The organism is Vibrio sp. NH-7 (assembly GCF_053643215.1).
The window spans coordinates 2,033,000-2,047,664 of record NZ_CM132187.1; the positions used below are offsets into that span (position 1 = coordinate 2,033,000).

A 14,665-nucleotide genomic window follows, 5' to 3' on the forward strand; every position below is an offset into this window, starting at 1 on the left:
TTTTCAAAGCAACGCGCGAATCCGATTGGATTCGCGCGCATAGAATTAGGATTGAGATCGATTAACGACGATTAAGGTAACGCGATAACCATGCAGGGCCATTAAACTCGTTATGCTCTTCTGTCATCGCTTTTGCCGCTTCCGCAGGCGATGCTTTGTTTTCCCACATTTGATCAAGCAGAGCTTCATCTAAATCTTTATCACCAATGAGCGAACTCACTCTCTCAGAATACAGCTTTCGGGCTAGAAGTTCTTTATCCATAAATACCACCTTAAGACACTCAATAGAGGGATAGCCATTCAACACAAACCTTAACTTTTGAACCAATATAGGCACGAACTCCTCTTGAAAAACTCTCATGGCTGGTTAGCCAAACGATTTAGTCAGATTATTTGTTGAAACCATCTTGATATTAGTTTAATTGTAGCTTTTATAATGCGGGTTACTTCACCGTTCGGAGCCCTGTATAAATTTCAGAAATAAAAAAAAATAATTCACGGAAGTACCAACTAAATGGAAAAGAAAACACTACTGACACACTGCACAGATGCGCCTGGACTGATCTCCAAGATCACTAACATCTGTTACAAGCATCAACTGAATATCATTCATAATAATGAGTTTGTTGATAATACTAGCGGCCACTTCTTCATGCGTACCGAGCTTGAGGGTTACTTCAATGATGAAACTTTCCTTGCTGACCTTGATCAGGCACTGCCCCAAGGTGCAAAGCGCAAGTTAATTGGCTCGAACCGCAAACGCATTGTGATTCTGGTTACGAAAGAAGCTCACTGCATCGGCGACATCTTGATGAAAAATTACGATGGCAGTTTGGATGTGGATATCGCTGCGGTTGTCGGTAACTACGACACGCTACAAAGCTTAACGGAAAAGTTTGATATTCCTTACCACCATGTGTCTCATGAAGGTTTGAATCGCGAAGAGCACGAGCAAAAAATGCTGGAAGTGATCGACCAATACCAAGCGGACTACTTAGTGCTAGCTAAGTACATGCGTGTGTTAACGCCTTCATTCGTCGAAAAATATCATCACAAAATCATCAATATTCACCACAGTTTCCTACCTGCGTTTATTGGTGCTAAACCTTACCAACAGGCGTATGAGCGTGGTGTAAAAATCATTGGTGCCACTGCCCACTTCGTAACCAATGACCTTGATGAAGGGCCGATCATCAAGCAGGACGTAATTCCTGTGGATCATAACTTCAGCGCCCAAGACATGGCGCAAGCAGGCCGAGACGTTGAGAAAAACGTGCTCAGCAAAGCGCTTAACAAGGTGCTCAATGACCATGTGTTTGTCTACGGCAACAAAACCGTCATTTTGTAAAAATATGCAGAAAAAAGAAGACCTCCATGCGGAGGTCTTCTTTTTTCGTACTTGCTCGGTAAGGCGACGTTATAGCTTAACGGCCAGTTCGACACCTTGGCGAATCGCACGGACGGCATCCAACTCGCCCGCATAATCTGCGCCACCAATAATATGCAGTTTATCGCCGAGTAAATGCCATTTATCTTCAAACGGTCTTACTGACTCTTGGCCCGCACAAATGATCACCTTATCAGCTTCAAGCAACTTGGATTCGCCGTCAGCGGTAATATGAAGGCCTTGGTCATCAATCTTCTCGTAGCTCACGCCGCCCAATAAATTGACTCCCCGCTTTTCTAAGGTGCGTTTATGAATCCACCCCGTTGTCTTACCCGGACCTTTACCCACTCTGCCTTTACGACGTTGTAGGACCCAGACCTCTTTATCACTCAATGAATCTGGGTATGGATACAAACCACCAGGATGGGCGATTTCCTTATCGATGCCCCATTCATGCAACCAGTCGTCAAGGTTGTGACCTGTTGGTTCAGTTAACATCGTCGCGACATCGACACCAATGCCACCAGCACCGACGATCGCCACTTTGTTCCCGACAAAAGTTTTGTCACGAATAAGCGTCTGGTAATCGACCACTTTTTCAAGATTGTCGATGCCATCAATCTTCACTTTTCTCGGCTCCACGCCTGACGCCATAATCACTTCATCGTACTCGTTGAGCAGATCGAAGTTGGCTTCCGTTTCCAAGTGCAGTTTGACGCCAGTTTCGTCAATTAGATTGGCGAAGTAGCGAATGGTCTCACGAAACTCTTCTTTGCCTGGGATCTGCATAGCAAGGCGGAACTGGCCACCAATGCGATCGTTGCGCTCAAACAGATCCACTTGATGGCCACGTTTGGCAAGGGTCGTCGCACAGGATAAGCCCGCAGGCCCTGCGCCCACGACCGCAATATTCTTCGGTTTGGCTGTTGGCGTGACCACCAACTCATCTTCACGACAGGCCAGTGGATTGACTAAACAGCTCGCACGCTTGCCCTTAAACACATTATCCAAACATGCTTGGTTACACCCAATGCAGGTGTTGATAAGTTGCGATTGGTTGTTCTCAGCTTTGATAACGAAATGGGGATCTGCCAAGAAAGGACGCGCCATAGAAACCATGTCTGCATGCCCGCTGGACAAGATTCTTTCCGCCTCTTCCGGAGTGTTGATTCGGTTACACGTTACGATAGGTACATTCACGTGCGGGCGTACTTTTTCCGTAACCCAAGTAAACGCGCCGCGAGGTACTTGAGTTGCAATAGTTGGAATGCGAGCCTCATGCCAACCAATCCCTGTGTTGATGATCGTCACGCCTGCTTTTTCTAGCTCTTTAGCCAGCATCACGACTTCATCAAACGTACTGCCCTCTTCCACTAGATCAAGCATGGATAAGCGGAAGATAATGATAAATTTCTCGCCTACAGCTTTGCGAATCGACTTGACGATCTCAAGAGGAAAGCGCATGCGATTCTCATAACTGCCGCCCCACTCATCGTAGCGCATGTTGGTTCGCTTACAGATAAACTGGTTGATGAGATAGCCTTCCGAGCCCATGACTTCAACACCGTCATACCCCGCTAGCTGAGCGAGCGAGGCACTGTTTGCGAACGCATCAATGGTTTTCTTAATTTGACGCGTGCTCATTTCACTCGGCGCGAATTTCGCGATCGGCGCCTTAATCGATGAAGCACTTTGGGAGAAAGGATGCATGGCGTATCGACCTGCATGAAGCAGTTGTAACGCAATTTTGCCGCCATGTTCATGTACAGCCTCAGTAACAACCTGATGCGCCTTTGCGTGCTTGGGTTTGCTAAACTCTGCGCTAAATGGATGTAAGCGTCCACGCAAGTTTGGAGAAAAACCACCGGTTACGATTAAACCTACCCCGCCTTTTGCACGTTCAGCGTAAAAAGCCGCGAGTTTTCCTAGACCTTCTTTGTGTTCTTCAAGTCCAGTATGCATAGAGCCCATTAAGACTCGGTTTCTGATTTGAGTAAATCCTAGATCTAACGGCTGTAATAGATTTGGGTACATGGCAGACATCACTTTCGTTTAATTATTCTGGTCTGACCAGAATAAACATCATCGTAATATAAATCAAACAAGCGTTTACATTTTTGTAACACCGATCAATCTTACAGTTGTTTGGGTATACTAGTTTCAGTAGGATGTAACTTATCTGGAATTATAAGGTCTTATAAGCCTTTACCTGCGTCTATGCAGCGGAGATTAAATGAAAAAACTATTTAAGTTTATCGGTCTATTCTTCAAAGGGATTTGGAAACTCATCACCTTTGTGCGTCTAGCGCTTACCAACCTGTTTTTCTTAGCCTCAATAGCGATCATCTATTTTGTCTATTTTCACGCACAAAGCGAAGCGCCAACCGTTCCCACTGAGTCAGCTCTTATTCTCAACCTATCTGGCCCTATCGTTGAACAACCGAACTACGTCAATCCAATGGATTCGTTTACTGGCTCCTTGATCGGTCAAGACTTGCCCAAAGAAAATATCTTGTTCGATATCGTTGAGACACTCCGCTACGCAAAAGATGACCCTAAAATTAGTGGCTTAGTGCTTGCTCTTGGCGATTTGCCTGAAACCAACTTAACTAAACTTCGCTACATTGCAAAAGCGTTGAACGAGTTTAAAGCATCAGGCAAACCGATTTATGCCGCTGGCGGTTTCTACAATCAGAGCCAATATTACTTAGCCAGTTACGCAGACAAAGTGTACCTCGCCCCTGACGGCGCAGTTCTGCTAAAGGGTTACAGCTCATACTCACTCTATTACAAAACGCTACTCGAGAAGCTCAACGTCAACACGCATGTATTCCGAGTAGGGACTTACAAATCTGCCATAGAGCCTTTTGTTCGCAATGACATGTCAGAAGAAGCAAAAGAGTCGGCCTCTCGTTGGTTAAGTCAACTTTGGGGAGCGTTTGTTGATGATATCGCCGCGAATCGACAAATTAAGCCTGAGTCGCTAAACCTGAGCATGGATGAATTCCTAACGCTACTAAAGAAAAACGATGGCGATCTCGCTGCGCTGTCGCTGAACATTGGTTTGGTTGATCAATTGGCGACCCGCCAACAAGTACGAGCCGAACTTATTGATGTGTTTGGGAGCAATGGTGAAGACAGCTACAACCACATTAGTTACTACGACTACCAACCCACCATGGCGCCATCATTTAGCACCAGTGTAAATGACATCGCTGTTGTGGTCGCAAGTGGTGCCATAATGGACGGTAGCCAGCCACGCGGAACGGTCGGAGGCGATACGGTCGCAGCCCTGCTTCGTCAAGCGCGCAATGATGATAAAGTCAAAGCGGTTGTCCTACGCGTGGACAGCCCGGGCGGTAGTGCCTTTGCCTCGGAGGTGATTCGCAATGAAATTGAAGCCCTAAAAGAAGCAGGAAAACCTGTTGTCGCGTCAATGTCGAGCTTAGCGGCATCGGGAGGCTACTGGATTTCGATGAGTGCTGACCGCATTGTCGCGCAACCAACGACCTTGACGGGCTCTATTGGTATCTTCAGTGTCATCACCACCTTTGAGAAAGGATTGAATGAACTCGGCGTCTACACCGATGGCGTTGGCACATCACCATTCTCAGATGTCGGTGTGACGACAGGTTTATCGGAGGGGGCAGCAGAAGCGTTCCAACTAGGTATTGAGCACGGCTACAAACGCTTCACTCAGTTGGTCAGTGAAAACCGTAATATCTCTCTTACCCAGCTTGATAACATTGCCCAAGGACGAGTTTGGACTGGCCAAGATGCGATGAAGTTTGGCTTGGTGGATAGCATTGGCGACTTTGATGATGCCGTTAGCCTCGCTGCCGAACTTGCAGATGTCGAAAACTACGACATTTACTGGGTGGAAGAACCATTAAGCCCTGCACAGCAGTTCATTCAAGATTTGATGAACCAAGTGAAAGTCTCTGTCGGGATTGATATTAACAGCTATCTGCCACCAGCACTGCAACCTGTGATCAAACAAGTCAGTGCAGACGCTGATTTGCTGCAGAGCTTTAACGACCCGAAAGGCCATTACGCCTTCTGTTTGAACTGTATGGTGCAATAAAGCAACAAATCAGATACTGCCCGTTTAATCCTGGGCAGTGCATCCGCGTATAGCGCGCGACTTTTGGGGTGTTCCTGTGCGGAATGCCCCTTTTTATTGGCCCCGATTCCTATATAATCCCACGCTCTGTTCCCCCTACAATACTGGTTTCTAAGCAATGGCAAGAAAACACATCTATATCGCTTATACGGGCGGCACCATTGGTATGCAGAAGTCGCATGATCACGGTTACGTTCCTGTCGCTGGCTTTATGGAAAAACAACTGGCGAGCATGCCAGAATTCCACCGCCCAGAAATGCCAGAGTTCACCATCCATGAATACGATCCACTAATCGATTCCTCGGATATGACTCCAAAAGATTGGCAGCAAATCGCTGATGACATTCGTGCCAACTATGACAAGTATGACGGTTTCGTTATTCTGCACGGCACTGACACCATGGCCTATACCGCTTCAGCTCTCTCTTTTATGCTAGAGAACCTTGGTAAGCCGGTCATTGTGACTGGTTCGCAAATCCCACTGGCAGAGCTTCGCTCTGACGGCCAAGCAAACTTGTTGAATGCACTCCACATCGCAGCAAATTATCCGATCAATGAAGTGACGTTGTTCTTCAACAACAAGCTGATGCGTGGCAATCGCAGTACCAAATCTCACGCTGACGGTTTTAATGCCTTTACGTCTCCAAACTTACCACCTTTGCTCGAAGCTGGGATTAATATCCAGATCAGCAATGACATTAAGGTTGGGCATGTTCCAGAGGGCGAATTTAAAGTACACGATATTACGCCGCAGCCAATTGGTGTCATCACCATGTACCCTGGCATCTCTCACGAGGTCATTCGCAATACATTACTGCAACCAGTCAATGCGATGATCTTGCTGACTTTTGGCGTTGGTAATGCGCCGCAAAACCCTGAGCTTCTTGGTCACTTAAAAGACGCCTCTGAGCGCGGTGTGATCGTCGTTAACCTCACCCAATGTTTGGCAGGTAAAGTGAATATGGGTGGCTACGCGACTGGATGTGCCCTTGCTGAAGCGGGCGTGATCAGCGGCTACGATATGACCCCAGAAGCCGCTCTTGCCAAGCTTCACTATCTACTTAGCCAAGACCTCTCATATGAGCAAGTGAAAGTGAAAATGCAGCAAGTCTTGCGCGGTGAGATGAGTATCTAATCTCACTATGAAACGACAAAGCCAGCTAGATTAGCTGGCTTTTTAATGACACGATCAATATTGCTCAACCTAGTGAGTGCTGTTGGTAGCGCGCTAAAAAGAGTTTCGTCGTTTCATCGACTAAACGTTGTTTCTCTGCCTCTGTCAGCGGTTGTCGTAAACGCATCAATTGCGGCCAAAGCGCACTTCCTTTTATTAAGCTATGCAACTGCTCTTTTGCAAGGTCTGCGTCCAGTTCAATCAACTTCCCATCATCTTGCGCCGCGACTATCCAACGATAAACCGCCGTTTCTTTTTCCGATAACTTCTTCAGCTCTTCTTGCAGCATATCAGGATTGCTGAACAAGTAATCAAAAGCAACACGTGCGAGATCTTGATATTGTGGAGAAGACAAAAACTCAAGCTCTTTGGTCAAAAGCGCAGCGAGCTGGGTTTCCAAAGGCTGGTCGCGGTTGTAATTCACTTCGCTTTCCATCATCGCCCGTTGCCATAATTCCGACAACAAGTGGAGTACGAGCGCCTCTTTGCTCACAAAGTGATTGTAAATGGTCCGCTTGGACACGTTGGCCAGTTTAGCCAATCTATCCATGCTCGTCGCCTTGACGCCCTCTTCACGAAACGCTTCTATCGCTGCTTCGACAATTGCTGATCGTTTTAGATCACTGCGACTCTGCTTCTTTTCCATCATTTTGTTTCATTTCTACAACCATGCAGCCAATTCTACACTGCATGGTTTACTTTTCAATTTTTCAAAGTAAACTACACGGTGTAGTTTACTTATAGGAGTAATTGATCATGAAATTTGCCATGTTTGCCCTGTTAGGATTGTTGGTCGCTATCGCGTTCATCACTCTTGGTTCGAACAAAAATCGTTTCCAAAACAGCGAAATCGCGTACTCGTCGTCGTTGGGCGATACATTGCGAATCTTACATGCATTTATTACCACTCCTCGTTTGGATCCGACACCGACCCAGCCACTCCCTATTCAATCAATGAATGAGCAAGCACTTTTTTCCACCAAGCGGGACTCACTCTACCGAATTGGTCACTCTAGCGTTCTACTAAACCTCGACGATAACTGGATTTTGACTGACCCAGTTTTGAGTGAACGAGCATCTCCCGTTCAATGGGCTGGCCCCAAACGCTTTCATCCAAGCCCGATTAACGCATCCGACTTGCCACCTATCGACATCGTAATCATCAGTCACGATCACTATGATCACCTCGATAAAAACACCATCCAAGCCATCGCAAAGAAGGTAGGAACATTTGTTACTCCACTAAAAGTTGGGGACCTATTGATAAGTTGGGGAGTCGCCCCAGAAAAAGTGGTTCAGCTTGATTGGTGGCAAAGTACCTTTGTGAATGGCATTGAGCTAGTCGCTACCCCATCACAACACTTTTCAGGTCGAGGGTTACTGGATAGAAACCAGACTCTTTGGTCGAGCTGGGTAATATTAGGAAAGCAACATCGTGTCTTCTTTAGCGGTGACAGTGGCTACTTCTCTGGCTTTGAATCAATTGGCAAACGCTATGGCCCATTTGATGTCACATTGATTGAATCCGGTGCCTATAACTCACTTTGGCAAGACATTCACATGATGCCCGACGAGTCTGTTCAAGCTCATATCGATCTTCGTGGTAAATACATGATTCCAATTCACAACGGTACGTTTGATCTCTCTATGCACCCTTGGTATGAGCCCCTTGAACGTATCACTGACATCTCTAGTCAAAGAGGTGTGCAACTCATCACTCCCGCTTTTGGTCAGCTTGTTGAACTCGAGTCACCACCTTTTGAGCAGCAATGGTGGAAAACCGAGTCGATTGCCAGCGAGCCGATACCTCAGTTTGAACCCGTTATCGACAATATCGTTAAGGAGAAGAGTAATGGTTAAATGTTTAGTCACTGGCGCAACAGGCCACCTCGGCAACAATCTGGTTAGAGAATTGAGCCGGCAAGGCCATCAGGTCCGCGCCGGAGTTCGCAATCTCAGTAAGTCCGACTCGTTGAAGGGTGCCGATTGTGACATTGTGTATTGTGATTTACTCGACGTCACCTCTTTGCAAACGGCCTTAGCAGGGGTTGATATTCTCTACCAAGTTGCGGCCGTTTTTAAGCACTGGGCAGAAGATGAAGAAAAGGAAATCGTCGAGCCAAACCTTATCGGCACGACGAATATCTTGAGAGCAGCGCACGAAGCAGGAGTGAAGAAAGTCGTCTATGTCAGCTCGATAGCGACATTAGAGCAAACTGCGCGTAATCAACACGGTGAGATAAAGGTAGAAGGCTACAATGTGTCGGATCAAATCAATCCCTATTGCCGGGCCAAAACACTTGCCGAGCAAGAGGCATGGAAAGTGGCGCAAGAGCTAGATCTGGATATGGTCACAATACTGCCATCCACCATACTTGGCGGCGATTTTAAACCCAACACGGAATCTCTCGATGCGTTTTCAGCGATCGTGAATGGCAAGATGCCTTTCTTGTATGAGATGAACCTCAGCCCAATCGATGTTAACGATGTCGTCAAAGGGATGATTAAAGCCTCAACGCATGGCATTCGTGGCAAGCGCTATGTCCTTGCTAACACGTCGACCATTTCTAGCGAGGAGATCATCGCTATTGCTCGAGAGGTAAACCCACAACTTACTGCGCCTAAAATCTTGTCTGAACAAGAAATTTATGCACTTGTCGATCAAGCAGAAAAGGAAGCGTTAGAGACTCAGACTCGACCTAAACTGATTCGCAGCAATGTCGCGCGTTCACTTAAGCACCGATTTGTGTTTGATCAGCAAGAGTCACTAACGGATCTAAAGCACACCCCGATAAGCGCCCGAGAGGTCGTTCGAACCACAATGGCGTCTCTATATCAGCCAACAGCCGCGGAGTAATTTTGCCGCAGGATTAAAAAAGGCGACTCATTGAGTCGCCTTTCATCTTTGTATTCGGTCAAGATTAACCGATGTGCGTTGCGCCACCCATGTACTTCTGAAGTACTGTAGGGATTGCGATACGGCCATCTGCTTCTTGGTTGTTCTCTAGAATTGCGACCATTGTACGACCAACTGCTAGACCAGAACCGTTTAGCGTGTGTACAAGCTCAGGTTTCTTCTCGCCTTTACGACGGAAACGCGCTTGCATACGACGAGCTTGGAAATCCCACATGTTTGAACAAGATGAGATCTCACGGTAAGTCTCTTGCGCTGGAACCCAAACTTCTAGGTCGTAAGTTTTACGTGCACCGAAGCCCATGTCACCAGTACATAGAACCACTTTACGGTAAGGCAGTTCTAGAAGTTGTAGAACTTTCTCTGCGTGGCCAGTTAGCTCTTCTAGTGCGTCCATTGAATCTTCTGGACGAGTGATTTGTACTAGCTCAACTTTGTCGAACTGGTGCATACGAATCAAACCACGAGTATCACGACCGTAAGACCCCGCTTCAGAACGGAAACATGGCGTGTGAGCGGTCATCTTAAGCGGTAGGTCCGCTTCGTCAGAGATCGTATCGCGAACAAGGTTCGTTACTGGTACTTCTGCTGTTGGAATCAAAGACAGTTTACGCGGCTCTTCATCGTTCACTTTCTCTTCTAGTGGCTCAGTGTGGAACAGGTCTTTACCAAATTTAGGTAGCTGACCTGTACCAAATAGACTGTCAGAGTTCACTAGGTACGGTACGTACATTTCAGAGTAACCGTGCTCTTCAGTGTGTAGATCCAGCATGAACTGAGCAATTGCACGGTGTAGACGAGCAAATTGACCTTTCATCACGATGAAACGTGCGCCAGTGATTTTAGTCGCACTCGCAAAATCAAGACCGCCACCCATTTCACCAAGATCAACGTGATCTTTTAGTTCGAAGTCGTAAGTTTTTGGCTCACCCCAACGAGAAATCTCTACGTTGTCATCTTCGTCTTTACCATCTGGCACATCATCAGCTGGCAGGTTTGGCACAGATAGCGTGATCTCTTCAAGTTGCGCCATTACTGCATCAAGTTCAACTTTTTTAGCATCAAGATCGCTACCTAGCGTACCGATTTGTTTCTTGATCTCTTCAGCGCCTTCTTTATCGCCAGCCGCCATTTTTTGGCCGATCTGCTTAGAGATGGAGTTACGCGTGGATTGTAAATTTTCAACTTCAACTTGAATCGACTTGCGTTGCTCTTCAAGTGTACGGATTGTCTCTACGTCTAGCTTAAAGCCACGACGCGCTAGTTTTGCAGCTGTTTCATCCAGCTCTGTACGAAGTAATTTAGAATCCAGCATTGTTAATCCTATGCTTTTTTAGTTGTGAAATGGCGCTTAAGCATCGTGCTCAAACGCTAATAAATAGTTCCCAAAATAATTGGAGTTGCAGCGAGGAAACAAACCAATTCATCCCTATGAGCATAGGTGCTCTATGTGATTAGGGCGGCCGGCGCTCCGGTGAATTGGTGCAGTTAACAAAGCTGCGGCTTCAAGTATGAAGGGATAATTGGATAAATGTATCTAAAATGCTCGCTTATTCATAGCGCTTTTGTGGGCTTTTTGCGTCTAAACTAGCCAAGTAATCTAACTTTTCGCCAATTTTAGTTTCTAACCCTCGGTTGGTCGGTTGGTAGTAGCGAGTCTCTGCCATTTCTGGGGGAAGATATCTTTCACCAGCAGCGTACGCGCCAGGCTCATCGTGTGCATAGCGATACTCAGCGCCATAGCCGAGATCTTTCATCAACGAGGTGGGTGCATTGCGCAAATGGGGGGGCACTTCATACTCTGGCAGGTTGTGAGCATCACGCAGAGCTTGCTTCCAAGCGGTATAAACAGCATTACTCTTTGGCGCACAAGCAAGGTAAACGATGGCTTGGGCAATGGCTCTTTCGCCCTCAGCAGGTCCAACTCGGGTAAAGCAATCCCATGCGGACAAAGCAACTTGCATGGCGCGTGGATCCGCGTTGCCGACATCTTCAGAGGCAATCGCGAGTAGGCGTCTTGCGATATACAGCGGATCACAGCCTGCCGCAATCATTCGCGCCGACCAATACAGCGCAGCATCAGGATTGGAGCCACGAATCGACTTATGAACCGCAGAGATTAAGTCGTACCAAATATCGCCTTTGTTATCAAAGCGCGAAACTTTTTCGCCAGCAACCTCGGCCAGCAATGGCAAGGTAATCACCTTAACACCTTGGGCGTCTTCTTCTGCCATATCGTAGAGAAGCTCAAGGTAATTTAGCGACATCCGCGCGTCACCGTTTACTAGCTCAGAAAGTCTATCTAGGACCCCTTCATCAAAAGCCGCTTCAACCTTACCTAAGCCACGCTTCTCATCATTGATTGCTTGCTGCAGTGCCAAACCAATATCTTGCTGAGAAAGAGAGGTTAATTTGTAAACTCGGGCACGCGATAGCAATGCGTTGTTCAGCTCAAAAGATGGGTTTTCCGTGGTTGCACCAATGAAGGTCACCGTGCCATCTTCGATATGCGGAAGAAAGGCATCTTGCTGCGATTTATTGAAACGGTGCACCTCGTCAACAAACAAGATCGTGCGTCTGCCAGCCAACTTATTTTCGCGCGCTTTTTCAATTGCTGCGCGGATTTCTTTCACACCGGAGGTCACGGCAGAGACTCGCTCAACTTCTGCGTTGGCGTAGTTTGCCGCCACTTCAGCGAGCGTTGTTTTCCCTGTGCCTGGAGGCCCCCACAAAATCATGGAGTGGATGTGACCCGCTTCCAACGCTCGTCGCAACGGTTTACCTGCGCCGAGAATATGTTGTTGACCAATATACTGATCAAGCGTTTCTGGGCGCATTCTAGCAGCGAGGGGACGAAAATCTTCGTCCCCTGAAAAATCAAATGAGAAATTACTCACTTTTAATTCCTTTGGTCATCAACCTCGACACCTTGTGGAATGGCAAAGGTAAAGCGCTCAGCTTTAGGTTTAGTTAAATCAATGTTAGCGAACTTGAACGCACTCTGCTGACCATCTTGTTCAATCACACTAAATCCTTTCACCGCGCCTTTGGCATCGATCTCTAACTTAAATTGACCTTGGTTTGAGTCCACAGCGGTTGGGACAAGTGTGAACACATCGCCCTGTTGAGACACATTGTAGTTTTCCCAGTCACTTTGGCGGTTACGAGTCAACAATACAAACGGGGTTTGCTCTGTCGCTTGCTCTTGCCAGTAGATACTCACTTGTTCGATGAATGGGCTGTAATACCAAAGACTTTTGCCATCTGAGACCAACACGTTTTCATCTGGCATTGTGGTTGTCCAACGGAAAAGACTTGGACGAGAAATTTCTACCGAACCCTCACCTTCCATCACCAAATCACCATCAGGACTTGTCACCTGCTGAGTAAAGTCAGCACTAAAACCTTCCGTTTGCTGTAAACGCTGATTAAGCTCGTCTTTTGGCGCTGCCAACACAGAGAAGCTCATAAACAGTAATGCGGCCAGTTTTTTCATTAATCTTGTTCCTATTGAGTCGCCATGACTCTCTTTATAATCGTGTTTCGAACTTGGTTTGACCGAAAAAAGTTAACTTTGTTCTATTTTCCACAACACTGCTTGAACTTCTTACCGCTCCCGCACAAGCATGGATCGTTACGCCCTACTTGTTTGTACGGATTAACGCTTTGCGACTTAGCGCCAACCATCGCCTCATCGGCGGCGTGAGCAACTTCGATGATCATCAGGTCGAGTTGGTCGATAAAATCGGCCAATGATGGCGGTGTTTCAATGCCCGCTTCTCGCATTTGAGCTTGAGTTTGCACTTCATCAATCGCCAGCATGAATGACGTCAATAGAGCTTGCAACATGCGAAGTGTGCCATCGCCAACGTGTACTTCTTGCCACTGCTCTTCTACCGTCGGCCAAAGCGTCATAAAGCCTTCAGCGATGTCGGCCAACTGCTCCTGCTTGGAGGCTTCATCAAGCAACCCGAGCAAAGAGTACTCATTCGCCTTTAAATACGTGTACTGCTGGGTAATATGCGCTTCAATCGGCGCTTTCACTTGACTTGCGCTTTCAGAAAATACGCTCTCTAACCAAACTTCAGGGGCAAGAGGTTTGGTTGCCAAGTTGGCAGCAAGGGTTAAACCCTCGACGAAATAAGGAGATTCGTTAGTTAATGAGTCTGGCAGTGTCAGTAATTGATACTTCATGATTCACTTCTAGTGTTTAACTGATAAGGCACGCATTATAACCCTATGCAAGGCTTTAGGTCACTTCGAGACTTCCTCCCTGGCTCGAGCACCTGCTTCTTGTGATGATTAGACTCATGTAGTCTCGGCTAGTTATAAGGATTTAATAACTAGCCTTCTTCTTTTATTCACTAGCTCAATACCACTCAGTCAATCAACAAAAGCTCTTGGAAAAGTACTTTTTTAGGCGCACACTTCTCCCCTTCATCGTCCGCTAATCGCTGTACCTATACAGTGAGGTCAATTATGAAAAGATATCAATTCAAGGGCTTCACATTGATCGAGTTAGTCATTGTGATAGCGATACTTGCCATTGTTAGTGTTGCTGCTTTACCGCGCTTTCTCAATGTCCAGCAAGAGGCTCACGACAATCGTGCCCAAGCTGCGTTTGCGGCTTTTGTCAATGCATCTCAGATGTATCACTCTGTCTGGTTAGTAGAAAATGAACCGAGTTCAGCTGCGGTGATTGGTTATGGTGACGGTAATATCTTCCCATCGACGAGTGGCTATCCAAGAAACGTCAATAGCTTTAATCCTAGCAAGCCCGATTGCCCGGAACTGTGGGAGAACTTGCTGCAAACCGACCTAAGTGTCGATGTACACAGTGATCCTATTTTAATCAACAACGCTGACGCAGATGTTGTGAGTTGGTATAGAGCAAATGGTGCCTGCTATTACTTTTACAAATCAAACATTCATGACTACACCACAAATGTTTGGGCATTGGAATACCAACCCCTAGATGGGACATTTCAGGTTAGCCATGATCGACCGCTTCCCAAATAAGCAAGCTCAGTACCGAGCAAAGCAGTGACTTTTGTATCACTTGCCACT

The 14,665-nt window shown here is 46.8% G+C and carries 13 protein-coding genes; 6 read left to right on the forward strand and 7 right to left on the reverse strand.

Annotated elements, in window-relative coordinates:
- Positions 1–61 precede the first annotated feature (61 nt).
- Positions 62–262, reverse strand: a complete 201-nt coding sequence (locus ACUALS_RS09320; protein WP_005474901.1) for a hypothetical protein — start codon at positions 260–262, stop codon at positions 62–64.
- 252 nt (positions 263–514) lie between these two features.
- On the opposite strand from ACUALS_RS09320, the gene purU reads away from it, so the two are divergent.
- Positions 515–1,348, forward strand: coding sequence for a formyltetrahydrofolate deformylase (gene purU / locus ACUALS_RS09325; protein WP_005474869.1), 834 nt, complete (start codon positions 515–517; stop codon positions 1,346–1,348).
- 69 nt (positions 1,349–1,417) lie between these two features.
- On the opposite strand, the gene ACUALS_RS09330 is transcribed toward purU, so the two are convergent.
- Positions 1,418–3,430, reverse strand: coding sequence for an FAD-dependent oxidoreductase (locus ACUALS_RS09330; protein ID WP_443089001.1), 2,013 nt, complete (start codon positions 3,428–3,430; stop codon positions 1,418–1,420).
- Between the two features lie 190 nt (positions 3,431–3,620).
- Between ACUALS_RS09330 and sppA the strand changes: the two genes are divergently transcribed.
- Together sppA and ansA are read left to right on the forward strand one after the other, a co-directional pair.
- A complete protein-coding gene (gene sppA, locus ACUALS_RS09335) occupies positions 3,621–5,471 on the forward strand; it encodes a signal peptide peptidase SppA (protein ID WP_454448239.1) in 1,851 nt (616 codons plus the stop codon).
- A gap of 157 nt (positions 5,472–5,628) precedes the next feature.
- Complete coding sequence (gene ansA / locus ACUALS_RS09340; protein WP_038134047.1) at positions 5,629–6,645, forward strand: asparaginase; 1,017 nt, start codon at positions 5,629–5,631, stop codon at positions 6,643–6,645.
- 64 nt (positions 6,646–6,709) lie between these two features.
- Here the strand turns inward: ansA and ACUALS_RS09345 are convergent, their stop codons facing one another.
- Positions 6,710–7,333 carry a TetR/AcrR family transcriptional regulator gene (locus ACUALS_RS09345; protein WP_039479837.1) on the reverse strand — a complete coding sequence of 208 codons (624 nt, stop codon included), beginning with the start codon at positions 7,331–7,333 and terminating at the stop codon, positions 6,710–6,712.
- 107 nt (positions 7,334–7,440) lie between these two features.
- Here ACUALS_RS09345 and ACUALS_RS09350 point away from each other — a divergent pair, with 107 nt between their 5' ends.
- Positions 7,441–8,544: an MBL fold metallo-hydrolase gene (locus tag ACUALS_RS09350; RefSeq protein ID WP_454448240.1), complete on the forward strand. Its 1,104-nt coding sequence runs from the start codon at positions 7,441–7,443 to the stop codon at positions 8,542–8,544.
- Entirely contained in the window at positions 8,537–9,541 is a 1,005-nt protein-coding gene (locus ACUALS_RS09355) for an NAD-dependent epimerase/dehydratase family protein (protein ID WP_454448241.1), read from the forward strand. Before ACUALS_RS09350 ends, ACUALS_RS09355 begins: the two co-directional genes overlap by 8 nt.
- 64 nt (positions 9,542–9,605) lie before the next feature.
- Here the strand turns inward: ACUALS_RS09355 and serS are convergent, their stop codons facing one another.
- The 4 genes from serS to ACUALS_RS09375 all read right to left on the reverse strand — a co-directional run bounded on the left by serS (position 9,606) and on the right by ACUALS_RS09375 (position 13,792).
- Positions 9,606–10,913: a serine--tRNA ligase gene (serS, locus tag ACUALS_RS09360; protein ID WP_005474863.1), complete on the reverse strand. Its 1,308-nt coding sequence runs from the start codon at positions 10,911–10,913 to the stop codon at positions 9,606–9,608.
- Positions 10,914–11,148: 235 nt separating this feature from the next.
- Positions 11,149–12,495, reverse strand: coding sequence for a replication-associated recombination protein A (locus tag ACUALS_RS09365; RefSeq protein ID WP_454448242.1), 1,347 nt, complete (start codon positions 12,493–12,495; stop codon positions 11,149–11,151).
- A 2-nt stretch (positions 12,496–12,497) separates the two neighbouring features.
- A complete protein-coding gene (lolA, locus tag ACUALS_RS09370; RefSeq protein WP_038134033.1) occupies positions 12,498–13,094 on the reverse strand; it encodes an outer membrane lipoprotein chaperone LolA in 597 nt (198 codons plus the stop codon).
- Positions 13,095–13,177: 83 nt separating this feature from the next.
- Positions 13,178–13,792 (reverse strand): SEC-C metal-binding domain-containing protein, encoded by a 615-nt coding sequence (locus tag ACUALS_RS09375; protein ID WP_454448243.1) that lies wholly within the window; start codon positions 13,790–13,792, stop codon positions 13,178–13,180.
- Positions 13,793–14,077: 285 nt separating this feature from the next.
- Between ACUALS_RS09375 and ACUALS_RS09380 the strand changes: the two genes are divergently transcribed.
- On the forward strand, positions 14,078–14,617 hold the full coding sequence (locus ACUALS_RS09380; RefSeq protein ID WP_454448244.1) for a type II secretion system protein: 540 nt from the start codon (positions 14,078–14,080) through the stop codon (positions 14,615–14,617).
- Positions 14,618–14,665 lie beyond the last annotated feature (48 nt).